The 24,239-nt window shown below is 36.5% G+C and carries 18 protein-coding genes; 9 read left to right on the forward strand and 9 right to left on the reverse strand.

Annotated features, from left to right (window positions below; genetic code table 11):
• Positions 1–52 precede the first annotated feature (52 nt).
• The 4 genes from V9G42_08675 to V9G42_08690 form a co-directional block, all read right to left on the reverse strand.
• A complete protein-coding gene (locus V9G42_08675) occupies positions 53–4,294 on the reverse strand; it encodes a T9SS type A sorting domain-containing protein (GenBank protein ID MEI2759483.1) in 4,242 nt (1,413 codons plus the stop codon).
• A 384-nt stretch (positions 4,295–4,678) separates the two neighbouring features.
• On the reverse strand, positions 4,679–5,344 hold the full coding sequence (gene tsaB, locus V9G42_08680) for a tRNA (adenosine(37)-N6)-threonylcarbamoyltransferase complex dimerization subunit type 1 TsaB (protein MEI2759484.1): 666 nt from the start codon (positions 5,342–5,344) through the stop codon (positions 4,679–4,681).
• 5 nt (positions 5,345–5,349) lie between these two features.
• Positions 5,350–6,723, reverse strand: coding sequence for an efflux RND transporter periplasmic adaptor subunit (locus V9G42_08685; GenBank protein MEI2759485.1), 1,374 nt, complete (start codon positions 6,721–6,723; stop codon positions 5,350–5,352).
• Positions 6,724–6,732: 9 nt separating this feature from the next.
• Positions 6,733–8,151 carry a TolC family protein gene (locus V9G42_08690; protein ID MEI2759486.1) on the reverse strand — a complete coding sequence of 473 codons (1,419 nt, stop codon included), beginning with the start codon at positions 8,149–8,151 and terminating at the stop codon, positions 6,733–6,735.
• Between the two features lie 212 nt (positions 8,152–8,363).
• On the opposite strand from V9G42_08690, the gene ffh reads away from it, so the two are divergent.
• From ffh to argS, 3 genes are read left to right on the forward strand one after another with little or no spacing between them, the layout of a single operon-like run.
• The gene (gene ffh / locus V9G42_08695) at positions 8,364–9,695 is read left to right on the forward strand and encodes a signal recognition particle protein (protein MEI2759487.1); all 1,332 of its coding nucleotides are present in this window, start codon (positions 8,364–8,366) and stop codon (positions 9,693–9,695) included.
• A gap of 30 nt (positions 9,696–9,725) precedes the next feature.
• Complete coding sequence (locus V9G42_08700) at positions 9,726–10,607, forward strand: tetrahydrofolate dehydrogenase/cyclohydrolase catalytic domain-containing protein (protein MEI2759488.1); 882 nt, start codon at positions 9,726–9,728, stop codon at positions 10,605–10,607.
• Between the two features lie 11 nt (positions 10,608–10,618).
• Positions 10,619–12,418: an arginine--tRNA ligase gene (gene argS / locus V9G42_08705; GenBank protein ID MEI2759489.1), complete on the forward strand. Its 1,800-nt coding sequence runs from the start codon at positions 10,619–10,621 to the stop codon at positions 12,416–12,418.
• A gap of 15 nt (positions 12,419–12,433) precedes the next feature.
• Here the strand turns inward: argS and cmk are convergent, their stop codons facing one another.
• The 4 genes from cmk to V9G42_08725 form a co-directional block, all read right to left on the reverse strand.
• On the reverse strand, positions 12,434–13,120 hold the full coding sequence (cmk, locus tag V9G42_08710) for a (d)CMP kinase (GenBank protein MEI2759490.1): 687 nt from the start codon (positions 13,118–13,120) through the stop codon (positions 12,434–12,436).
• 75 nt (positions 13,121–13,195) lie between these two features.
• The gene (gene porQ / locus V9G42_08715) at positions 13,196–14,254 is read right to left on the reverse strand and encodes a type IX secretion system protein PorQ (GenBank protein ID MEI2759491.1); all 1,059 of its coding nucleotides are present in this window, start codon (positions 14,252–14,254) and stop codon (positions 13,196–13,198) included.
• Positions 14,255–14,317: 63 nt separating this feature from the next.
• Entirely contained in the window at positions 14,318–15,586 is a 1,269-nt protein-coding gene (gene glyA / locus V9G42_08720) for a serine hydroxymethyltransferase (GenBank protein MEI2759492.1), read from the reverse strand.
• Positions 15,587–15,620: 34 nt separating this feature from the next.
• On the reverse strand, positions 15,621–16,910 hold the full coding sequence (locus tag V9G42_08725) for an aminopeptidase P family protein (GenBank protein MEI2759493.1): 1,290 nt from the start codon (positions 16,908–16,910) through the stop codon (positions 15,621–15,623).
• Between the two features lie 127 nt (positions 16,911–17,037).
• Here V9G42_08725 and V9G42_08730 point away from each other — a divergent pair, with 127 nt between their 5' ends.
• Positions 17,038–18,207, forward strand: coding sequence for a GNAT family N-acetyltransferase (locus V9G42_08730; GenBank protein MEI2759494.1), 1,170 nt, complete (start codon positions 17,038–17,040; stop codon positions 18,205–18,207).
• Between the two features lie 125 nt (positions 18,208–18,332).
• Positions 18,333–20,069, forward strand: a complete 1,737-nt coding sequence (locus V9G42_08735; protein MEI2759495.1) for a T9SS type A sorting domain-containing protein — start codon at positions 18,333–18,335, stop codon at positions 20,067–20,069.
• A gap of 91 nt (positions 20,070–20,160) precedes the next feature.
• Here V9G42_08735 and V9G42_08740 read toward each other — a convergent pair whose 3' ends face one another.
• A complete protein-coding gene (locus V9G42_08740; GenBank protein MEI2759496.1) occupies positions 20,161–21,033 on the reverse strand; it encodes a UbiA-like polyprenyltransferase in 873 nt (290 codons plus the stop codon).
• Positions 21,034–21,107: 74 nt separating this feature from the next.
• Here V9G42_08740 and V9G42_08745 point away from each other — a divergent pair, with 74 nt between their 5' ends.
• From V9G42_08745 to V9G42_08760, 4 genes are all read left to right on the forward strand, one after another.
• The gene (locus tag V9G42_08745) at positions 21,108–21,680 is read left to right on the forward strand and encodes an acyl carrier protein phosphodiesterase (GenBank protein ID MEI2759497.1); all 573 of its coding nucleotides are present in this window, start codon (positions 21,108–21,110) and stop codon (positions 21,678–21,680) included.
• 131 nt (positions 21,681–21,811) lie between these two features.
• Entirely contained in the window at positions 21,812–23,191 is a 1,380-nt protein-coding gene (locus tag V9G42_08750; GenBank protein MEI2759498.1) for a 7TM diverse intracellular signaling domain-containing protein, read from the forward strand.
• Between the two features lie 9 nt (positions 23,192–23,200).
• A complete protein-coding gene (locus V9G42_08755; protein ID MEI2759499.1) occupies positions 23,201–23,827 on the forward strand; it encodes a response regulator transcription factor in 627 nt (208 codons plus the stop codon).
• 198 nt (positions 23,828–24,025) lie between these two features.
• Positions 24,026–24,220 carry a LuxR C-terminal-related transcriptional regulator gene (locus V9G42_08760; GenBank protein ID MEI2759500.1) on the forward strand — a complete coding sequence of 65 codons (195 nt, stop codon included), beginning with the start codon at positions 24,026–24,028 and terminating at the stop codon, positions 24,218–24,220.
• Positions 24,221–24,239 lie beyond the last annotated feature (19 nt).

The raw sequence follows: 24,239 nt of genomic DNA on the forward strand, positions 1-24,239 counted from the left end.
GAAATGCAATAAAAAACCCCGGATTTCCGGGGTTCATTTTTTTTGAAGAGGATTAGTTGACAAGAAACTTTTTACCCTGACTATTTTGGTTTTGATCAATAATCTGGAAATAATACAATCCTTTGGCAAGGTTAACTGGCAGGCGGACAGAATTTATTCCTGAGGTAAGTGAAATTTGTTCTTTAAAAATAATGGATCCTTTAAGGTCAAACAAGCAAATTTCTGCTTCTGTTTTCTCAGGACTTGATACGATTGAGTTCACAAAGTCTTCAACCTGATTTACTGTAACAAGTTTAAACTCGTCATTGTTGCATGAAGCTGCATAAATTGTTTTAAGGTTATGTACATCACCATTAAAATCATGTTGTTTTAGTCTGTAATAGGAAGCAATACCGGCATCAGTATTAAGTTCATAGTTTATAGGAGTATTCACTGTTCCATTTCCTTTTACAGTTCTGAATAATGTAAACTCATTACCATCAGTGCTTTTTTCAATCGAGAAATAATCATTATTAAGTTCTGATGCCGTAGTCCATTTGATAAGATGGTTGTTATTGGAACAAGTTGCATTGAAAGAGAGCAGTTCAACAGGCAGTGGTGTGTTTTCATTTACTAATACCCACCAGTCATTAGTGAGCGTAACTCCTGTGGCAGCAACAGTTCTTATTGGGCCGGCAGAGTTATAGGTTTGAGTACCCTGAAATGTATTGTCCCAAAATCCTCCAACATAATTATAATGTTGTGCTTTATACGGACCTACAATCGCAGGAAATTCTGCAACAGGTGCTGAGAATACAGCATTAAATGTTGTGCTACTTCCAGATTGGTTAATTTTCCAAAACCGATCTACACAATCAGCACTATTGTCGGCTCCGGTAGATGCAGAATTGACATGCCCAACTCCGGGAGGAAAAGGAAGATTGGCAGGGTTTGTTTCAAATGTAGATGTTGAAACAAAACCAGCATTTCCACCGGTTGACGTAACAGTTAATGGAATATAAGTAGTAGAATTAATTCCAAATGGAATAATGTGTGCAGTATTATCTGCTCCAAACATCCATTTTACAATACTGGCACCATCATAGGTTTCGGCTCTAATGTATCCATTAGTTCTCGAAATGGAAGTGCTCGGGCTATTTTCAACTATTATGGTACGACCTCCAACTGTAGGATCATTATCTTCGTCTAAACGTAATTCGCCATTGGTTAATTTCAGTTGATTTCTAACATTTACAGTACCATTGTTTGTTGGGTAAACATATTCTGTATTTGGGGTGCCACCAAAGTTAATTTCAAGAATACCATATTTCTGATTACCTCCAACAGCATTACCCATTCCAATTCCGGTAACAATCTGATTGTCGTCACCGAAGTATTCTACTGTGCTGGTTGCAGAAAGTAGAAATCCCATATTCCCACTAGAGTTGATAGCCGCTGAGCTAAAGCCAGAATAGAGTCCATTGGTATGTTGAATACGTATTCTTGATCCGGCAGCACCTTGTACAGTACTTTTTAGGAAATTTCCTGTAGTGTAAACAGAACTATTATTTCTTAAAGTAAAAGTAGCACCTGATGAAACATAAATCATCCCTAATGTCTGTCCGGCAAATTCTTCAACGTAAGATGTAATCTGCACGTCACCTGAAATCACCTCTAATGTTGTTCCATTGATTACTGTTATTACCGTGTGATCAATAGTATGACCGTTAACTCGGGTAAAAAGTGTTGTTCCTGTTCTTGCAAAATCCAATGCACCACGTGCAGCAATTGTTCCTGCACCGTTTCGTTTAATTGTTCCGGATGGACCTAGAAGTACGTTAGGGCTTTTAATTGTTAAACTTTGCACCGTTGGGTTTAGCGTGTTGTTAACAAAATTGATGGTGCCACCTGAGTGAACAAAATCACCGGTATTATCATCATTACTGTTAATGGTAACTGTAGTTGTAATAGGGGGCACAGTTGCATTATTAGTATAGAAAAAATTGCCGTTTGACATATTAAATCCTCCTAGAACGTTTATGATTATTGGAGTATAGGCTGAATTGCTTTTTAAACTTAATGTGCCTCCGGAAATAATCAAGTCGCCATTAATTGTTCCTATCAAGTCGCCTCGACCTGCAGAAAAATTGTTTATTCCATTATTGCAAGTTACATTATCACCAACAGTTAGTGTAACATTATGAGTGGTTGTAATAACAGCACTCGGATAATTGTTGAAACTATTGTTTCCATTATTGAAAGTAAGATTGCTGTCAAGAGTTATAACTTCGTTGCCCTGTGTAACACTTGAATAGAATGTTCCATTGGCACCTCCAAATATCATATTCCCTGTTACGTGAAGTTTGAGTGGTGCCGTATTGCTGTAAACCGGGTGTAAGTAAGGTATAAAGCTAACTAAGTCTGAGACGGCAGCATAATTCACAATAAACTCTCCATTAACTGTACAAATAACACTGTCATTGGCAGCATTGTATTGTATGAAATTTCCACCAGTGAAGTTAAAACCTCCTAAGGTGAAAACACTTTTTCCGGCAGTAAAAATATTGGTTGCATGTGTGCCTTTGAAGAAACCTCCTGATTGATTTAATGTTCCATCTACGGTAAAAATATTCCGACCTGTACCATCCTGAATTCCATAAAATGCACCTGCATTCTGATTAAAGTTACCTCCAACATGAAATTCAAGATTTCCATTGTTAAGGTAGGTGCCGCATACTCCTTGATTAGTCGCTGTTCCTGAGTTCATCAGATTGAAATCACCTAATACCTGAATGTAGGTATTGCCGGCACCGGAGTTACCTCTGAAGAAATTACTTGGATTTGAAGAATCAAACACAAAACTTCTGGTAACAGAAATTGAATCTATTGCATTAGAACTTGCATTGGCTTGCACATTCATGGAGCCGCCATTGAGATGCAAATTTGAACCTATGCCGACATTTACTATTCCAATACTGTTTGTAACTACAAAATTAACTGTCGAAGCGGAGGAGTTTAAATCATTCCCAACTATTAACATTGTACGTGCTACATTGCCTGGAGATAACATTATGGTTGTATTAGTAACGCCCGAAAGATTAAAATCGTTAATTACGTTCACAGTTGCATAGGCCGTTGGTAGGGGGTAAAGCGGAATGTTTGAAGCATCCAAAAGATCATTTCCTCCAAGAAAAACATTTTTAAGTCCGGCAGAGATATTTAAATTACCTGTTGTATAATTTAAGAAACCATTCCCGGAATCAACAAAGCGCACATAACTTGGGTTCCCTGCAATTTTTGTGTTACCTCCAACATTTAGAGTCAATGGTGCATTTACTTGTTTGCAAAAATCAAATTTATTGCCTGAGCCTTGAATAAATAAGTCACCCATGATGTTAGCTGTGACACTGGCACTTCTGATTGGAAATGTTGAATCAAAAACAGCAATAAAATCATGCCTTGTTATAAAATTACCATTTACTGTCAGGTTTAAAGTGCCTAAAGACATGTTCATGATAATAGTTGGTTGTGTTGCTAATGTACTACTATCGGTAAAGTTCCCCATTGTTAAGGTGAGGTTTCTGTTATTGCCTTCCTGAAAAATTATTGCTGAATTACCTCGGAGTGTTACATCGTTTAAAGTTAATGTGGTTGTGCTGCCACTACCATCATCCATTCTTAAAATCCCATCTGTTACTAAGAGGCTACCCTTTATTCTGTTGGGTGAAAATTGTCCTTTTTGTTCCCATGCAGTACCTGGAACGGAAGTTACTAAGTTTCCTATATCACTTGTAATGCGTGTTGGTCCTATTAAGGGTAAAGCTGTACTAGCCCATTTGCGAATTATCAAGGTACTTGATGGACTAATATTTTCAACTCCATTTTCAAACACTTTTTCGTCAACAGCAATATTAATTCTTGGGTTATGATCATAAACAGCTCCGTTTCCTAAAAAGAAATTTCCAGGAACTGTCATGTCTATTCTTCCATTATTGATTAAGGTGCCACTAACAACTAAGTCACCTGCAAAGATTAATTGAGCAACAGCATTATTCGCAATAGTCAGATTGCCGCCAGAGTTTATTGTTACAGAACCCAATACATCTGTATTAAATCCAACAATAGTTACTGTGGTTCCGGTATTAATAACAACGGTATCTCCTGTTGTTGGATATAATCCAGGTTGATTCCATATCAATGTATTAAAATTTCCTGAGGCCACAGACTGAAATATCAATGCTTCAGAACGAAAAGAACTGAAAACAAAGAGTAAGGTGACTATTAAAAAGGAAATGATTTTTTGGAAATCTTTCATGTTTTAATTGATTTAATAGTTTCGGAGAACATTTAAAAAAATGCTTCTGTAAGTTTAATCGGTAAATTTACTAAAAGGTTAAGAGGAAAAGCAATTTTCTTACCACTTTTTTTCAATGACCCCTATATACTTTAAGAAATTGGTTGTCTGTGTTAAGTACACCCATTAAATTTTGTGATTGAACAACTATAATGGTTAATTGAAGACTTTAAATAATTGTATATATAATATTGATAAACAAAATATTATAAAGCATATTTATTTGACAAAGATATTAATCTACAATGATATGAAATTGAAGTTTTTCTGGAAATAAGTCGTTCAAAAGAGATGAAAAATTATTAACACAGAATGAATTGCATGGTCAATTACATGTAAAAATACTTATTTCCCGACAAAATCTTTCAAGTAGAAAGGCTCAAAATAGGCCAGGTCTTCAAAAGTCTGCTGCGTAAATTTTTTAAAAGCTAATGCTGCCAGGCCGGTTGCAGACATTTTAAAATCTTCTAAAATAATGCTGTTGGAATTGGTTTTTATTGATTGAGGTAGTTTTACTGCACCATTTCCAAAGAAACAAATATTGTTTTTTGATAGAATATCATGCTGAAAATAGTCATCAATAATTACAGCATTTTCCTTTTCGATAAAATCAAGTTGAGGCGTTAAAAGTGCAGTAAAGACTTCCATTCTACGTGCATCAATCATGGGGCATAATAGCTGACCATTGCGTTGTTTGTTTGCAATGTTTGCCATTGACTGTAAAGTAGGAACAGAAATTAATGGCACATTTAAAGCAAAACAAAGTCCTTTAGCAGTAGCTACGCCAATGCGCAAACCGGTATAAGATCCGGGGCCACAACTGACAGTAACAGCAGCAATATTTTTATACGTCAGCCGGTTTCGTTTTAGCAATTCATCAATGAAAACTGCGAGTAATGATGCATGCGATTTGCTGTTATGTGTTTCTTCACAATCAATGATTGTTTCATTGTCAGAAATACAAACCGAACATGTGTCTGTAGAAGTTTCTAAATGAAGTAGAAGAGCCACTTAAATTATTTTTGTTCTTCTTTAAAGAGCTGATTTTGTGGAACAACTTTAATCTTATCGCCATCAGCTAATTTTTTTGATACTGCCTGATATGGGTCGGTAATAATTTCATCTCCAACTTTTATTCCTTCGAGAATTTCAATAAAATTATTGTCTTGAATTCCTGTTTTAACAACATGCATTTTTGCAATTCCATTATCATTGACAAATACAATTTCTTTAACAGGTGTTTCATCCGGGTTGTTAACTACCACTACTTTGTCATTCGGGGTATCATCTGTTTTTCTCACAACAGCTTTGTCAGATACTCTGATGGTGGTATCACGTGTTGTAACTGCCTTAATCGGTACTGAAACAACATTGATTACTTTTTTAGTTTGTATTTCGACCGTTGCTGACATTCCCGGTCTGAATGGGGAATATTCCAGATGATCCGATGGAATTAAATCAGCGTAGGATTCGCGTAGAATTCTGATTTTAACTGCAAAGTTTGTGACTTGCTCTGTTGAAGTCAATGACTCATTTGGTGAGTTGGCAATCTCTGTTACAATGCCTTTGAATTTTCTAGGACTATAAGCGTCAATTTCAACTAATGTGGTATCGTTCAGATGTATTCTGATAATATCGTTTTCGCCAACATCTGCTTTTACTTCCATTTCCTGCAAGTTAGAAATTCTAAGAATTTCAGTGCCATCTGTAAAACTTGTTCCGGCTATACGTTCACCTTTTTTCTTACTGATTTTAGAAATAGTTCCGTTAACAGGTGCAAAAATTTCAGTCTTGTTTAAATTCTCTTTTGCTTCGCGCACAGTTGCACTTCCGCTGTTGATATTGTATTGTGCTCCAGACACACCTTGTTTGGCTGCATCTACTTCGGCTTTCGCTACTTCATAAGCCGATTTGATGGCTTCAAAATCGGATGCGCTGATAACTTTTTCTTCAAATAGTTTTTTGTTTCTCGTATAGGCAATTTCAGCTTTTACCAACTGGCTTTCTGCTTGTGAAAGTCGCGACTTGCTACTTTCATAATTTGCTTTTGTAGTATTCAATCCGGCAACAGCTCTGTCTAATGATGAGATATAGATTTCCGGATTGATTTTACAAAGTAACTGACCTTTCTTTACTACATCACCTTCTTTAACCAGCATCTCAACTATCTCACCCGAAACATCTGAGCTGATCTTTACCTCAACCTCCGGTTGTACCTTGCCACTGGCTGAAACAGACTCCGTGATTGTTTGCAGCGAGGCCTTCTCAGTGCTTACATTGGTGACATTCTCTTCACCTAGCCATCCTGCTTTCTTAGCAATTACCAGAGCAACAATAACGACTCCGGCAATGATGATGATATTCCTTACAGTATTATTTTTCTTACTCATACAATTTACTTAAAATGACAGTGGTTTTCCCAGATAATAATCAAGAACTTTTATTTTTAGAATCAAGTCGAATTTCGATTGAATTAAATCCGACTGTGATTTGGTGTAATTGTTTCTGGCATTTACGTAGTCAATCGAATTTAATAAGCCTGCATTGTACTTTTTTTCTGTATATAAAAATGCTTTTTCCTGTGCGGTAACACTTTTGTTTGCAGCAGCATACTTGTTTAGTGCAGCAATTGCATCGGCATGAGCCTGCTGAACATTTTTTAATACTGTGTTTTTAGTTTGTAATACATTGAGGCGGGCATTTTCAAAACTCAATTTCGATCTTTTGATGCTGCTGTTAATTGCCCATCCATTGAACAATGAGATTGACAAGTTGAATCCAATGGCTTTTCCGAAATTATTGTTCAGCTGATCCTTAAAAGGCGTATCTCTATATTTGTAATTGAAAACCGGTTGTAGTACTTGCTCTCCAGAAGACGTAACAGCGCCAGATGGTACATAGCCTGTAAAAACCGGACTTCCATCCAATGAAGTTGCCTGATTAGAATAATTGGTAGATAATGAGCCAAATGCAGACAACCTTGGGTAGCGTGCGGCACGGGCAATACCTAAAGATTCCTTGGCACTTTTTAATCTGAGTTCAGAAGCTTTTACCTCCGGCAGATTTTTTAAAGCTTCACTATAAACAGATTCTGAAGATAATGAAAGCGATTCCTGAGAAGGAATTTCCAATGCCGGAGTTTCAATGGCAATGTCACTGGCACCCTCAAGTTGCATCAGTTGAATGAGCGTGAGTTTTGATGAAATCAAAAGATTTTCTGCAGAAGCTTTATTGAATTCTTCAGTTGCAAGAAGTGCATCTGCATCGAGTAATGAGCCTTCTGCCAATAAATCATTATCAACTAAAATTTTTGCTCTGTTCCGTTCTTTTGTAACTGCTTCTATTCTGTCGTTGGTTGCTTTTAATTGCTCATTACTATAAAGTATCTGCAGATAGGCTGCAGCAACTGAAAGGGCTATATCATTCTGTACTTTACGCACATCAAATTTACTTGCATCAAAATCAATTGAACTTTTACGCAAATTATGTTGTAATTCCAATCCTTGAAATATCGGCAGATTGCCGTTTAACGATGCCCCACCTGACTGAAATGTTTGGTCAACATATTGATAGCTTGTTGGGTCAAGGCTCCTGCCATAGTTATAATTTAGTGAAGAACTTGCATTTATGCTCGGAAAAAGACTGCCAACACTTTGCTGATACGTGGCAGCTGCAATTTTTGACGCAATGATTGACTGCTGTACGCTGATATTGTTGTTGAGTGCATAGTCAATACAATCTTTAAGCGACCATATTTTCTGAGCATTAACCTCACTGAAGAAAAATATCAATAAAAAAATAAATTTACTATGTTTCATGTTATCCCGGTAACTGCGTTGCGAAATTAAGAATTGTTTGATTGAGAGAACTTCAAAGTGAAATTAATTAATAAGGTTTTATCCTCATTAACAAACTTTAACAATTGCATATTATGCTGAAATTGTTGCCGGATGGTTTATTGCTCAGATTCATTTTTTTATATTCAAAAAACGGCTAAACTTTATTATTTTCGCAGACTATTTTATAAATCATGTTCGAGAATTTAAGTGATAAGTTAGAAAAGGCGTTTAAGAACCTCAAAGGGCAGGGAAAGATAACAGAGATTAACGTTGCCGAAACGCTAAAAGAAGTTAGAAGGGCATTGTTAGATGCTGACGTAAATTATAAAGTAGCTAAACAATTTACGGATACAATTAAAGAGAAAGCTTTAGGTCAAAATGTGTTGACGGCTGTTTCACCGGGTCAGTTGTTGGTTAAAATTGCTCATGATGAATTGGCTACTTTAATGGGTGGCCAGATGACGGATATACAATTAAAAGGAAATCCTTCTGTTATTCTGATGTCGGGATTACAAGGCTCCGGTAAGACTACCTTATCTGGAAAGTTGGCTAATTTTTTAAAGTCCAAGAAAGGAAAAACGCCATTGTTAGTGGCATGCGATGTTTACAGACCTGCTGCCATTGATCAGTTGAAAGTTTTGGGAGAACAGATAGGTGTAGAAGTTTATTCTGAAGTAGAAAATAAAAATCCGGTAGAAATTGCACGTCATGCCATAAAACAAGCAAAGCAAAATGGAAACAATGTAGTTGTTGTTGACACTGCAGGACGTTTAGCAATAGACGAGCAGATGATGAATGAGATTGCTGCTTTGAAAAATGCAATCGAACCTGATGAAATTTTGTTTGTTGTTGACAGCATGACCGGTCAGGATGCAGTGAATACGGCAAAAGCATTTAATGACCGATTGAATTTTGATGGAGTTGTATTAACAAAACTAGATGGCGATACACGCGGTGGTGCTGCACTATCTATTCGTTCTGTTGTAAATAAGCCAATAAAGTTTGTCGGTACCGGAGAGAAGATGGATGCTTTAGATGTTTTTCATCCAGAACGTATGGCCGATCGTATTTTAGGTATGGGCGACATTGTGACGTTGGTAGAAAAAGCACAGGAACAATTTGATGAAAAACAAGCTGCCGAATTACAGAAAAAGTTTGCCAAAAATCAGTTTAATTTTAATGATTTCCTTTCGCAGTTACAGCAGATCAAAAAAATGGGGAACATAAAAGACCTTGTTTCAATGATACCCGGAGTTGGCAAGGCAGTTAAAGACATGGATATAGACAATAATGCTTTTAAAAGTATTGAAGCTATCATTCAGTCAATGACACCGGCAGAGCGCGCCAATCCTGATTTGATTAACGGAAATAGAAAGAAAAGAATTGCAGCAGGTAGTGGAACAGGTATTCCTGAGGTAAATAAATTGATTAAACAGTTTGAAGATATGCGCAAGATGATGAAGATGATGACCACAGGCAATATGAAAAACATGATGCGCAATATGCCCGGAATGAGAAGATGAGTTATCGAATAAGGACAATATTTTTTGGGTATGACAATAATAGATGGTAAGCAAACAGCTGAAGAGTATAAAGCTACTCTTAAACAAGAGGTAAAAGAGTTTGTTGCAAAGGGCAAACGCCCTCCTTGTTTAGCTATATTGCTCATTGGCAATAATGGTGCAAGCGAAACTTATGTTGCCAATAAACTAAAGACTTGCCATGATGTTGGATTTAGTGCATCTCTTTATCGTTTTGAAAATACAGTGAGTGAAAACGAAGTATTAACCTGCATCAATGAGCTCAATTTTAATTCAAATGTTGATGGTATTATTGTTCAATCACCATTTCCAAATCATATTTCACCACAGAAAATAAATGAAGCTATTCATCCTGCAAAAGATGTTGATGGATTTCATCCAATGAATGCAGGCAGACTACAACAGAACAAACCATGTTACATTGCAGCAACACCCAAGGGCATAATGCAGTTAATTGAAAAGTATAAAATTGAAACTCAGGGTAAGCATTGTGTTGTTGTTGGTCGCAGCAATATAGTTGGAATGCCTATGAGTATTTTATTGAGTAGAAACAGTAAGCCCGGGAATTGTACCGTTACAATCTGCCATAGCAAGACAGTTGATCTTGCATCATACACAAAGCGTGCTGATATTTTAATTGCAGCAATTGGTTCACCGGAACTGATAACAGCAGATATGATTAAAGAAGGTGCAGTTGTGTTTGATGTTGGGATAACACGTGTGGCAGACAAGACTGCAAAAAGTGGTTACAGGCTAAAAGGCGATATTAAGTATGATGAAACGGCACCAAAGAGTAGTTATATTACACCGGTTCCAGGAGGTGTAGGACCGATGACAATTATAGGATTATTGCAAAACACCTTGCTTGCGGCAAAAAATGCCATCTACAATTAATCTATTTTAAAATGATTTTTGAACAGGAATTAGCTACCATTACAAACGAGGCATTAAAAGAGCTTTTTAATTTTGAGCCTGATGAAAGTCTTTTAACTTATACACAAACACGCAAAGAGTTTGATGGAGATTTTACTATAGTTGTTTTCCCTTTTGTTCGTCAATCAAAAAAATCACCTGAAGAAACAGGAAGATTGATTGGTGAATATTTAATCAAGCATGCATCTTTTATCAGCAATTACAATGTCATAAAAGGATTTTTAAATATTACAATAAGTAATGAGCAATGGCTTAAGAAAATTGCAACTGCATTTGCCGATCCTGATTATGGTTTTTCTAAAGCCGATAATTCCAAGCCTGTAATAGTAGAGTATGCATCTCCAAATACAAACAAGCCCATACACCTTGGGCATTTACGCAATATACTTTTAGGTTATTCAGTTTCACTGTTACTTAAAGCAACAGGACGAAATGTAAAACGAGTGAGTATCATCAACGACCGTGGTGTACACATTTGCAAATCAATGCTGGCATGGAAAAAGTTTGGTAATGGTGAAACACCACAATCATCAGGCATGAAAGGTGATCACCTTGTAGGAAAGTATTATGTTGAATTCGATAAGCAATATAAAAAGCAAGTTTCAGAAATGATTGCTGCAGGTATTGCGAAAGATAAAGCAGAAAGGAATGCACCATTAATGCAGGAAGTCAGACAGATGTTGATAGATTGGGAGCAAGGGAATGAAAAAGTACGGGATTTATGGAAGATGATGAATGGTTGGGTGTATGAAGGTTTTGATGTTACCTATAACAGATTAGGTGTTGATTTTGACAAGACCTATTATGAGTCAGAGACCTATCTGTTAGGCAAGAAAATAGTTGAAGAAGGACTGTCGAAAGGTGTATTTTATAAAAAAGATGACAACAGTGTTTGGGTTGATTTAACGAGTGATGGTTTAGATGAAAAAATAGTGCAGCGTTCTGACGGGACATCAGTTTATATTACGCAGGATTTAGGTACTGCAGTATTGCGTCACGATGAGTATGATTTTGACTCTAAAATTTATGTTGTAGGCAATGAGCAGGATTATCATTTTAAAGTATTGTTTCTGATACTGAAAAAATTGGGAAATGAATGGGCTGATAAGCTCTATCATTTGAGTTATGCAATGGTTGATTTGCCAAGTGGTAAAATGAAATCACGTGAAGGGACTGTTGTTGATGCAGATGATTTGATGGATGAAATAACTACAGCTGCCGCTGAAGAAACAAGTAAATTAGGAAAGGTTGAAGAATTTAGCAACGATGAACTAAAGCAGCTTTATGAAACGCTAGGTTTTGGTGCATTAAAATATTTTATTTTAAAGGTTGACCCTGAAAAAAGAATGTTGTTTAATCCTGCTGAAAGTGTAGAGATACATGGGAATACCGGTCCATACATTCAGTATGTGCATGCAAGAATTTGCTCTGTAATAAAACGTGCATCGCAAATACAACAACTGAGCGGCTATAAAAACATGGCATTGGAGGCAGTTGTTAATATGAATGATAAAGAGCGTGAACTTGCGATAAATATTCTCCGCTTTAAAGAGACTGTTGAGAATGCAGCAGAAAAATTTTCTCCGGCAATTGTTGCAAATTATGTTTATGAGCTGGCAAAAAACTTTAATCAGTTCTATCACGAAAATTCAATTATATCAGAGAGTGAATTAGAAACAAGTTGTTTCAGATTATGTTTGGCCGATGCCTGTGCGTTGACCATAGAAAAATCATTAAACCTTCTTGGTATTATAGCTCCCGAAAGAATGTGATGGATGCGGGTAAGATTAAGTTGCCTTTTTCAAATTAGCCACTGCATCTAAAACAAATTGCACCTGCTCATCACGACTCAAATAGGTGTTGTCAAGAATGATTGCATCATCCGGTTTGCGTAAAGGGCTTTCTTCTCTGTGAGTGTCTTCATAGTCGCGCAATTCAATATTTTTCCTGATTTCATCAGGGGTGACTTTTATTCCTTTCTCAATGAGCTCATGATAACGTCTGTAAACACGCACTTCGGGTGATGCCGTCATAAATATTTTCAAGTCTGCATTCGGGAAAACTGTAGTTCCGATATCACGACCATCCATCACCAAATGCCCCATGGCAGCCATTTGTTGTTGCATGAAAACCAACTTTTTTCGCACTGATTTTATAGCACTCACATAACTAACATTATCCGAAACATCCATCTGTCTGATTTCTGTTTCAATGTTTTTGCCATTTAGATATATTTCAGATAATCCGGATTTTTCATTTCGGATAAATTCAATGTGTATATTTTCAAGAATAGCGGAGTAGTCCGTTGCAACATCATCAGTTATGCTGAAAGGGATATTGTTTTGCAGAAAATAAAGTGTCACTGCGCGATACATGGCACCTGAATCTATATAATTCAATTTAAGCCGCTTTGCTATGGCTTTTGCAACAGTACTTTTCCCGCAGGATGAATAACCATCAATAGCAATTATCATAAAACTTATCCGGAAAACTTTTCAAAAATAATGAAATGCAATAAGAATGACTGTGAATATTGATTTTATTTTATATTAACTGTCAGTAGTTTTAGGCTTACGTTTAAAGTCGTTTAAATAAGTTGAAATTGAAAGGCTGTTGGTACCACCTGCAAGATGATAAAGACTTCTGCCATAGCTAAGGTGAAATTTAGAGATTTTCAAACCAAGTCCGAATGAAATACCAACCATTGCGGGTCTGCTTTCTACTTTCATCTCATTTCTTCTCTGGAAATTATAAGCCATTCGTAAATGAAAATTTTTACTGATAAGAATTTCATTGCTGATAATAAGATGCCTTAAAAGTTTGTTGCCAAACGATGCCTTTTCAGGCTCTTTAACTTCGCCTGTCAAAGGGTCGGTTTCCTGACTGTTGTTGTCAATATAGGAAAGGTCCCATTTTTCGCAATGGCGATATGTTAAAGTAAAACGAAAAGGGGCTTTGGCTAATTTTTGAGTGATGCCGGCTTCAATTTCAATCGGAAGCGGCTCATTGTTTTTATCAGTGTAGGATTTTAGTTGGCGACCTGCATTTCTGAGAACAAGCGTTGCACTTGTAAGCCTATCGGGGCTGTAATAGTTGACTCCAAGGTCAGCGGCAATTCCAAAAGCCGAGTAAGTATCAATATGACTATAAATAAATTTCAGTGAAGCACCAACAAACAATACACTGTCAATTCCAACGGGTCTTGACATTGATACGTTTAATGCATAATCACCACCTGAAAATGTTCCTAAGTCAGCTGCCGTTTCGTCTGTGCGTTCAAATTTTCCATAGCTTACATATTGTATGCCTGCAGCAAGTGTTCCTATGTTTTCTATGTGATGAGCATAAGCAGTGTAGCCATATTTTATTCCGGAGAAATAGGGATTGTAGTTGAATGTGATTTGTTTATCCATGTCAACATTCAATATGGCAGGATTGTAAAAAGATGTGTTTAAGTCGTTATCGCGAATGGATATGAAATTTCCACCGAGTGCAGCATGACGTGCAGATGCCGGCAGATCAAGAAAACGAAAGGTGGCACTTCCGCCAGTCTGAGCTTTTAAACAAACAGGAAGCAACAATACTGCTATCAGAGTTGTTATTCTCATGGAATTTGGTTTATGCACTCTCAAACGCTAATCGCCTAAAAATATTTTTCTCTATCGAATAAATTAATAAAGCGGAAAATGTTCCATCATGTCGTTGACAGTGGTTTTTACTTCTTCAATCACCAAGTCATTTGTATGATTCATAATTACAGTATCTATCAATTCAACAATACGATTCATTTCTGTTTCTTTCATGCCACGTGATGTCATTGCAGGTGTTCCAATGCGCATTCCTGAAGTCACAAAAGGAGACTGTGTGTCAAAGGGCACCATGTTTTTGTTAACGGTAATGTCTGCACGCACCAAGGCATTTTCAGCTTGTTTTCCGGTTATGTTTTTAGAACGAAGGTCAATCAACATTAAATGATTGTCTGTTCCTCCGGAAATCACTTTATATCCTTTTTTTACAAAGGCATTAGCCATAGTTTTAGCATTTCGAATTACTTGCAGGCAATATTCAAAATACTCATCACTTAAAGCTTCGCCAAATGCAACAGCTTTAGCTGCTATAACATGTTCTAATGGTCCACCTTGTGTGCCGGGAAAAACTGCACTGTCCATTAAGGCAGTCATCATACGTGTTTCACCCTTTGGAGTTTTTAGTCCCCATGGGTTTTCAAAATCTTTGCCCATCATGATTAAGCCACCTCGTGGACCACGCAAAGTTTTATGGGTTGTGGTGGTTATAAAATGACAGTGGGGCAGTGGATCATTGAGTAATCCTCGTGCAATAAGTCCTGATGGATGTGAAATGTCGGCAAGCAGCAATGCATTAATTTTATCGGCAATGGCACGTAGTGCTACATAATCCCAATCGCGAGAGTAGGCAGATGCACCGCAGATAATTAATTTAGGTTTCTCTTTTAAAGCTGTTTCTTCAACTTTGTTATAATCAATCGTGCCAGTATTTTCTTCAACACCATAAAATGTAGGACGATAAAGTTTGCCTGAAAAATTTACAGGCGAACCATGCGTTAAGTGGCCACCATGCGAAAGGTTGAAGCCGAGAATTGTATCACCCGGCTGAAGGCAAGCAAGCATAACTGCTGCATTGGCTTGTGCACCGGAATGAGGCTGTACGTTTGCCCATGTTGCATTAAACAGTGTTTTTGCTCTGTCAATAGCAATCTGTTCTATTTCATCAACCACCTCGCAGCCGCCATAATATCGTTTGCCGGGAAGTCCTTCTGCATATTTGTTTGTCAGACATGAGCCCATGGCATCCATCACCTGTTGGCTGACAAAATTTTCTGATGCTATCAGTTCTAAGCCATGACGCTGGCGTGCAAGTTCTTCTTTAATCAGTTTAAAAACAGCTTTGTCTTTTTGCATATTTGTAGAGTATGTTTGCTATTATTTTTTATAATTATTTACGCATCAATGATTCAATGTCACTTACTTCAACAGGCATTGTAGCCATCAGGTCAACAGGTGCTTTATCGGTAATGAGAATGTTGTTTTCAATACGTATTCCGATATTTTCTTCGGGAATATAAATGCCCGGCTCGCAAGTAAACACCATTCCAGCCTGCATAGCCTGATATTTATTTCCTACATCATGAACATCAAGTCCGAGAAAGTGCGATGTGCCATGCATAAAATACTTCTTATAGGCAGGCCACTCCGGATTTTGATTTTTAATATCGTCCTTGGTTATGAGTTTAAGATTCAACAATTCTTCCTCCATCATTTTACCAACTTCGGCATGATATTTTTCAATAAAGTTGCCAGGCACAAGGAGTTTAGTTGCTGCTTTCATCACTCTCAAAACAGCTTCATACACTTCTTTTTGTCTTGGTGTAAATTTTCCATTCACAGGAATGGTTCTTGTTAAGTCTGCCGCATAGTTGGCGTATTCGGCACCAAAATCCATTAGAACCAAATCGCCATCTTTACAAGGTTTGTTGTTTTCATTATAGTGCAAAACACAGGCAGAAGCACCGGAAGCAATTATAGGACTGTATGCATGACCATTACAACGATTACGTACAAACTCATGAATAATTTCTGCTTCCACTTCGAACTCCATCACACCGGGTTTCATAAATTTTAAAACCCTTCTGAGTGCAGATTCGGTATGTTTAATGGCTTCACTGATTAACTGAATTTCAATTTCGTGCTTACGCGAGCGCAGCTTTGCCATTATCTGACCAAGTCGCTCAAAGTTATGAGCAGGAAAACGGTTTTTCCATTCACGGGCAAAACGCATATCTCTATAAGGTACTTCAGTAGCATGACGATCATTTTCATTAATGTTGACATACACATTCTCCGCATGATGCATCAGCATGGGTACAACAGCATTAAATTCCTCTGTCCAGTAAATATGCTTTATGCCTGATGTTGCCTGCGCTTCTTCTTTAGTATATTTATGTCCCTCCCAGATGGCAATGCGCTCATTGGTTTTTCTGACAAACAGAATCTCCTTGTACTGAGGTAGTGGTGCGTCTGGAAATATGACTAAAATACTTTCTTCCTGATCAATACCGGAGAGGTAAAACAAATCTGCATTCTGACGAAATGTAAAATTCTGATCGCCACTGCGTGGCATCTCATCATTAGATTGAAATATGGCAATAGATTTTGGTTTTAATTCTGCTGTAAATTTTTTCCGGTTGTCAACAAATAATTTATTGTTGATGGAATTGTATTTAATATTCATAACTAACTAAATTTTTAACTGTTACAAATAACGTGAAATAATTTTTACGTGCTTTGTTTTTTTTATGTTTTAAATGTGCCCGACCGTAATTAATATGACGAAAAGTGTATTGAAGAGCAATATGTTAAGAATAGAGGTTTTTAATAGTGTGAAAGAAATACCGGTAAATGACTGGCAGATCATAAATGGTGAAAATGTCATTTTTACTTCATTATCATATTTATTGGCTTTAGAACAAAGCAGACCTGCAGGCCTGCAATTCAGATATGTGATTGTTTATAATAATGAGCAAGCTGTGGCAACATTGTGTTTTCAATTGCTTGATGTTGCCAATAAGGATTTAGGTGGACTTTTGAATTTAAAAGACAAAGGTTGGCTGTTGCAGAATCTGAATAAGTCAATCAACAGACTATTATTTAAATGCCAAACCGGCAAAGTAAATTTTTTAATTTGTTGTGGGAGTTTTTTTGTGAGTGGTGAATATGGCATCAATGTTATAAGTAAAGATGTGTTGCCTGTAATAATTCAACTTTTTCCTGAAGTGAGAAAAAAAATTACCGCTACAATAAATAATGCATCGGTTTGCGGCTGGATGGTGAAGGATTTTTATAACCATACCAAGGTTGATCAGCCATTGTTGGAAGATGGCTTTTTTGAATTACCAATGGACCCTGAAATGATTTTATACATCAGAGAACAATGGCAGACATTTGACGATTATCTGGCATCGCTCACAACGAAATATCGTGTAAAAGCCAATAGTATAATCAGAAAGATAGACAATGTTGAAGTAATCTCATTAAATGCACAAGATATATTGAAATATGGTGATACGTTAATAAAACTGTATCAGAATATTCAGCAAAAGGCAACAGTGCAAATGGCAAGAGTCAACATTGCATATTTTGAAGAGCTCTTAACTTTTATGCCTGAAAATTTTTACGTAAAAGCTTTTAATAAAGAAGGTAAAATAATAGCATTTTACTGTGGATTTCATCATGGAGGCCATCATGAAGCACATTTTATAGGAATAGATTACAGTTTAAACAAAACACTTTCACTTTATCAGAATATATTATATCGTTTTATTGAAGAAGCTATCAATCATCGGTCGTCAAATCTTTACTATGGACGGACAGCTATGGAAATAAAATCAACCACAGGTGCCAAAGCCTATCCATTGCATGCCTACTTTAATTTGAGTAATACAGTCTTAAATAGAATGGTGAAGCCTGTTGTGAAACGATTTACCCCTGAAGAGTGGGTTGCCCGAAATCCTTTCAGGGAATAATAGCCTTTAAAAGCGTTTGCCGTTTTTTTTTGAATTTTCACCCCAATAATTAACATGTTAACATAAAACAGTGCCTCGTTGCATTGGTGGTGTGATAGCTTGCAAGCATCTTAATTGAACCACCAATGATTAGAACAATTCAAAAAACAACAAAGGCTGCCATTATACTGATTATGTTCAGTTATATTGGAAATCCATTTCCTGCTTATGCAAAAGGCAAAGCACTTAAAGCTACCTTAAAGGGTCAAAACGTTACTTGTTTTGGCGGGAGCAATGGCTCAATCAGTCTTGATATTACAGGCGGAAACGCGCCATATCAAATTCAATGGAATGATGGCTCATCAGGTTATGCTATATTAGATAAGCCTGCAGGTGAGTATTCTGTTTTAATAACAGATTCAAAGGGTAATACGGTTTCGCAATCTATTTTGCTAACTGAACCTTATGCCATGACAATTTATTCTCAGGTTACTTCAGAACAATGTTATGCGCGGAATGGTAAAGCAAACATATTAGTTACCGGAGGAACGCAGCCCTATCAGTACGAATGGTCTAATCAAACACGTCAGCAAAACCTTGAAGCAGTTGCGGCTGGTGATTATGAGATAAAAGTTACAGATAAAAATGGATGTGTAAAGCAATCTAACATCACTATTGACAGAAATAAAACTCTTGAACTCAACATAGCCAAGTATTCTCCTTTATGCCATGACGAAGCCAGTGGCTTGATAGATGTTGAAGTAAAAGGCGGTTGGGCTCCATATAGCTATGAATGGTCTAATGGTGCATCAACAGAAGATCAGAGTGGATTAAAAGCAGGAATTTATTCTGTGATTGTTAAAGATAATAATGGCTGCATTTCAAAAGCTGAAGTGCAATTAAAAAATCCGGAACCGATAAAAGTTGAAGCAAAAATTACCGAAGCAGATTTGAATAAAAATAATGGTAGCATAGTTTTACAGGTTTCAGGAGGTACAGGTAATTATACCTACCTGTGGTCGAATATGGCAAACAGTCAGTCGTTAAGTAATATTGAAGAGGGTGTTTATGCTGTTAGAGTTGATGACTTACACCGCTGCAGTGCTGCAGCATATTTTACGGTGAACGAAAAATCGCCAATGCAGGTTGAATCGGTTGTTAAACATGAGTTATGTAATGGAGGAAATAAGGGTTCAATAAAACTGAATGTAAAAGGGGGAGTAGCACCTTATAAATTTGAATGGTCGAATGGGATGAATGGAGCAATGATAAACAATATACCGGCCGGAGATTATAGTGTGCGCATTACCGATGCCAATAATAAAGTTTACAGAAATACATTTACCGTTAAACAGCCTGAGCCAATTGGAATTTTTGCAACTGTGCTTGACGAAAGTTATACAGGAAAAAATGATGGAAGCATAAAATTGCAGGTAATAGGAGGAATGTCTCCATTAAAATATGAGTGGAGCAATGGTCAAACGGTTAGTGATTTAGTGAATCTGTCACAAGGAACATATACAGTACGAATGAAAGATGGCAATGGTTGTGCTATGGAGCATCATGTTCTGGTTGGATTAAACTATAATGATGCCATGCTAAGAATCGCCAATGCGAATGAAGACAATGCTATGATGGAAATTTACCCAAATCCTTTCAGTAACAATTTTACAATGAAATTCAACACGCAGGTTAGCGACATACAAAGCATCATTGTTTATGCCATGGATGGAAAAATTGCAGAACAGCTTAATCCGGATTTAAAACAACAAATGATTAATGAAATTACGGTCAATGCTTCTAAGTTGAACCCCGGAAAATATTTAGTAAAAGTAACCACAGCTAAAAAAATCTTTACAAGAGTAGTTATACGAACAATGTAATATCAATACTTTTCATGGTTGGTTGTTTTTCACAGGCGCAGTTGGTGGTTCTCTGCGCCTGTAACCGTTTGTAACAGTTACGTTGTGATGCTTAATGTTGTAAAAGAATATCAGTAATGACCATGCCGGCAAAAACAATGCTGGCAATACCATTTGTTGTGGCAAAGGCAATGTTTATTTTGCTGAGATTATTTTCAGAAACCAAACTGTGCTGATAAATAAGCAGTGCATAAAATACTGCCAATCCTGTCCATGCTATCAAGCCCACATGAGCCTGATAAAGAAAAAGTGCAAGAAATCCTGCCGTTAAAAAATGTAAAATCCTTGATATCTGCAAGGCTTGTTTTTTTCCCATTAATGATGGAATAGAATACAATTTATTTTCACGATCAAACTTTTCATCTTGTAAGGCATAAATAATATCGAAGCCGCTGACCCAGCAAAGAACAGCAATACCAATTAATATAGGTACAATATCAAAACTACCTGTTACAGCCAGATAGGCACCTACTGGTGCTAACGCAAGCCCGGCACCTAAAACAAGGTGGCAAAGTGCGGTAAAGCGTTTGGTGAAACTGTAACCAAGAACTACAAACAATGCAACGGGCGACAGGTAAAAGCAAAGTTTATTAATCAAGTATGCAGTTACCATAAAAAGTAAAGCATTAATAATAACAAACCATAAAGCACGGTTTGCTTTAATGATACCGGCAGGAATTTCACGCAGGGCAGTACGTGGATTTAATGCATCAATACCTCTGTCGGCCCAACGATTAAATGCCATTGCCGCATTACGTGCAGTAACCATACATATTAAAACTTTTATTGCCAGAGGCCACAAAACAGGCAGCCCGTTGTGTGAAATAGCCAACGTAAAACCTATTGCAGCAAAGGGAAGTGCAAATACAGTATGACTGAACTTTACAAGTGATAAATATTGTGTTGTTTTTTGTAGTACCTGCATAATTAAATCTATTGCAAAGGTAGTCATTCCTGATGGTTTACATTTTTAAAGGAGCTATTTGCTACATTAGCCCAATGAATTTTCTGGCGCATCTATATCTTTCAGGCAATAATGAACCTGTGATGATTGGAAATTTTATTGCAGATCACCTAAAAGGCAAACAATGGATGGCATTGCCTGAGGAAATTCAAAAAGGGGTAGTGCTCCATCGTTTTATTGATAGTTTTACTGACTCACATCCTGTAGTTGAACAAAGCAAAGCTTTGCTACGGCCTTTTTTTCATAAATACACACCGGTGGTGAGTGATATTTTTTACGACCATTTTCTGGCAGCAGAATGGAATAATTATTCTGACATACCCATTGATGAATATGCCAGGGATGTATATCAACTCATGCATAAAAACTATCATTTTTTACCTGCACGTACCAAAGAAATGTTGGTGTATATGGAAAATGACAACTGGTTGAAAAACTATGCCACCTTAAATGGCATTAACAGAGCACTGAGCGGAATGGGCAGAAGGGCAAAATTTGACAACAACATGCATCAGGCAGCAGAGTTTTTGTATGATAACTATGAGGCCTTTAAAAATCAATTTGAGGTATTTTTTCCTGAATTGGAACAAGCTGTCAAGCAGAAATGAGTTTTTATGCTGTGTTCAAGTTATTGGTATAATCAAGAATATAGTTTGTACAAAATTGTTTTTCTTTATAAAATATCGTGTAATTTTACATCAGTAAAGATTTTTTTTTTCTAACCTAACAGAAACAGATAATGGATTTCAGGTTTCTAACCATAGAAAGTCAGCAGCAAGGAGTAACAGCCTTTATTGCTGTGGTGCTGTTTCAGATGCTTTTTGTTTTTGTTCAATGGGGATTGCATAGGCGAATAGATTATTTGTACTATCTTATCTATTTGTTTACAGTGATACTTTATTCCATAAGCCTTTACAGAGATGTTCTGTATATTGCTCAATATTTTCCATTAGGTGAATGGCTTCTGAAAATCAATTTATATTCGTTGTCACTATTCTCTGTCTTCTTCTACTTTCGGTTTCAACGCTCCTTCCTTGAACTTCCTTTACATCATCCAGAGTTGAATGTATTGGTAAAAAGATTGGAAAAATTCCTTCTGTTTTATTGTATCATAGCGCCACTATTGGTTGTTTTACATGTTGATGATACTATTTTGTTTTCTTTTTTTCTTGCAATGGTATCATTTACTATTCTGGCCTCAGTATATATTGTGAGTAAATTTATTAAAACAAAAATTCCATTAGAACAATTCTCAATCATTGGAGCTGTTTTCATTATTATCGGGTCGTTGTTGACAGTTGCTTTAAGTTTACAGGGTCAACAATCAGTATATATTAGTGTTAACCCTCACCTGCCATTATTGCTTTGCGTATTGGCAGAACTGTTCACCTTTACTACCGGTCTTACCTATAAATCCTATCTTATTGAGAAAGCAAAGGCGAAATCAGAGCAAGATTTACTTATTGCTGAGCAGGAAAGACAAAGGGTGGAAATTCAATTTCTTAAAATGCGTAATGATATAAGCAAGAATCTGCATGATGAGCTAGGGTCAAGTTTGTCATTAGCCCGTTTGCTGATAAAACAAGTCAATACCAATAACCTGAATGGCAGCAATAAATTTGTTGATAATTCAGTAGTTATGATTGATGAAGCCATCGCATCGCTTTATCAAATTATAAAAAATTTGAAGGACGATTCTGTGAAACCCTATAACTGTGTGGAAGCCATCAATCAAATGATTGCAATGTTAAAACCCATCAATAGTGTTGCAATACAATTTCAACATAATATTAAGGAAAATGAATTGCCTGTTTTTATAAATGAACAGCTTTCGCGAATTATATTAGAATTGATAAATAATACATTGAAACATGCAAATGCTTCGAAAATATTAATAGAGATTTTTAAGAATGATGAAATTATTAACGTGAAATATGTTGATGATGGCGTAGGTGTGAATATGGAAAAATGTAATTTAGGTAATGGATTGAAAAATATTGCTGAGAGGGTGAATGATTTCGAAGGCACTTTACAATATTTGTCCACAGAAGGCAAAGGCTTTAGTGTAAGTATTGAATTTGACCATGATATAAAATTAAAAAAAGTAAAAACCGCATAATATAAAAATATGAAAATAAAATTGGTGATTTCAGATGATCATAAATTGTTCGCACAAGGACTGAAAGAACTTATCACACAATCATTGCCGGTTGAGGTGGTGGCAGTTGTTTTTAATGGTAAAGAAGCTATAGAAGCCTGCATAAAACACAAAGCAGACTGGGTGATTATGGATATCAATATGCCCTTAATGGATGGTATCTATGCCTGTAAGGAAATCAAAAGTATCAGCCCGCAGACCAAAGTATGTATTCTTACCATGTTTAATGATATAGCATCGTTGAGTAATGCATGGAGTGCCGGAGCTGATGCTTATTTGTTAAAGGGGAATAATATTGACGAAGTTTTAAAGGCTTATGATGTTGTTAAGATAGGTAAGAGGTATGTATGCGAGGAGTTGAGCCATTTGGTTAACAACAACATTAACCGGCAACAAAAGATAGAGGCTCCGGTTTCAGTGCGGGAATCTGCTATTCTAAAACTGATATGTCAGGGTCTGACCAATGATGAAATAGGCAGGGTGTTTTCTATATCCACACGAACTGTGGACACACATAGAAATAATATGCTCATCAAACTTAAATTACCTAATACGGCTGCTTTGGTACGATTTGCTGTTGAGAGTAAATTGGTGTGACTAGACTTACAAAGTTGAAAAGAAGAAAATTGGCTTTAGTTGGATGGTGAGCATGGGTGAATGTAATAAGTGTAGTTAAAAACTTTTATTTTATTAGATTGAACCTTTCCACTAAAAAAAACTTTAATTTAATATACGTAATTTCACGTATTGTATATATGCTGACTGAAGCGCAGTTTTGTACCACAAAAGTTCTCAATGCAAAGCCCTACAAAACGAGAGATGGAAGTGCTGAAACTAATCAGCAAAGGATATACCGACCATGCTATTGCAAAGCTGTTGGAGTTGAGTGTAAATACAGTACGTACACATAGGCAAAACCTGCGTGCAAAGTTTAATGTTAGCAATTCCATTAGTATGATTAAAATAGCACATGATAAGAAAATGATATAAGAAGTTACCATACTACTAC

The sequence above is a fragment of the Bacteroidia bacterium genome, assembly GCA_037045145.1.
In the GTDB taxonomy this organism is placed as follows: domain Bacteria; phylum Bacteroidota; class Bacteroidia; order AKYH767-A; family OLB10; genus OLB10.

Coding starts and splice junctions, on each gene's coding strand:
- V9G42_08675 (MEI2759483.1), bottom strand. CDS start 4,294: ATGAAAGATTTCCAAAAAATCATTTCCTTTTTAATAGTCACCTTACTC.
- V9G42_08685 (MEI2759485.1), bottom strand. CDS start 6,723: ATGAGTAAGAAAAATAATACTGTAAGGAATATCATCATCATTGCCGGA.
- V9G42_08690 (MEI2759486.1), bottom strand. CDS start 8,151: ATGAAACATAGTAAATTTATTTTTTTATTGATATTTTTCTTCAGTGAG.
- ffh (MEI2759487.1), top strand. CDS start 8,364: ATGTTCGAGAATTTAAGTGATAAGTTAGAAAAGGCGTTTAAGAACCTC.
- V9G42_08700 (MEI2759488.1), top strand. CDS start 9,726: ATGACAATAATAGATGGTAAGCAAACAGCTGAAGAGTATAAAGCTACT.
- argS (MEI2759489.1), top strand. CDS start 10,619: ATGATTTTTGAACAGGAATTAGCTACCATTACAAACGAGGCATTAAAA.
- cmk (MEI2759490.1), bottom strand. CDS start 13,120: ATGATAATTGCTATTGATGGTTATTCATCCTGCGGGAAAAGTACTGTT.
- porQ (MEI2759491.1), bottom strand. CDS start 14,254: ATGAGAATAACAACTCTGATAGCAGTATTGTTGCTTCCTGTTTGTTTA.
- glyA (MEI2759492.1), bottom strand. CDS start 15,586: ATGCAAAAAGACAAAGCTGTTTTTAAACTGATTAAAGAAGAACTTGCA.
- V9G42_08730 (MEI2759494.1), top strand. CDS start 17,038: ATGTTAAGAATAGAGGTTTTTAATAGTGTGAAAGAAATACCGGTAAAT.
- V9G42_08735 (MEI2759495.1), top strand. CDS start 18,333: ATGATTAGAACAATTCAAAAAACAACAAAGGCTGCCATTATACTGATT.
- V9G42_08740 (MEI2759496.1), bottom strand. CDS start 21,033: ATGCAGGTACTACAAAAAACAACACAATATTTATCACTTGTAAAGTTC.
- V9G42_08745 (MEI2759497.1), top strand. CDS start 21,108: ATGAATTTTCTGGCGCATCTATATCTTTCAGGCAATAATGAACCTGTG.
- V9G42_08750 (MEI2759498.1), top strand. CDS start 21,812: ATGGATTTCAGGTTTCTAACCATAGAAAGTCAGCAGCAAGGAGTAACA.
- V9G42_08755 (MEI2759499.1), top strand. CDS start 23,201: ATGAAAATAAAATTGGTGATTTCAGATGATCATAAATTGTTCGCACAA.
- V9G42_08760 (MEI2759500.1), top strand. CDS start 24,026: ATGCAAAGCCCTACAAAACGAGAGATGGAAGTGCTGAAACTAATCAGC.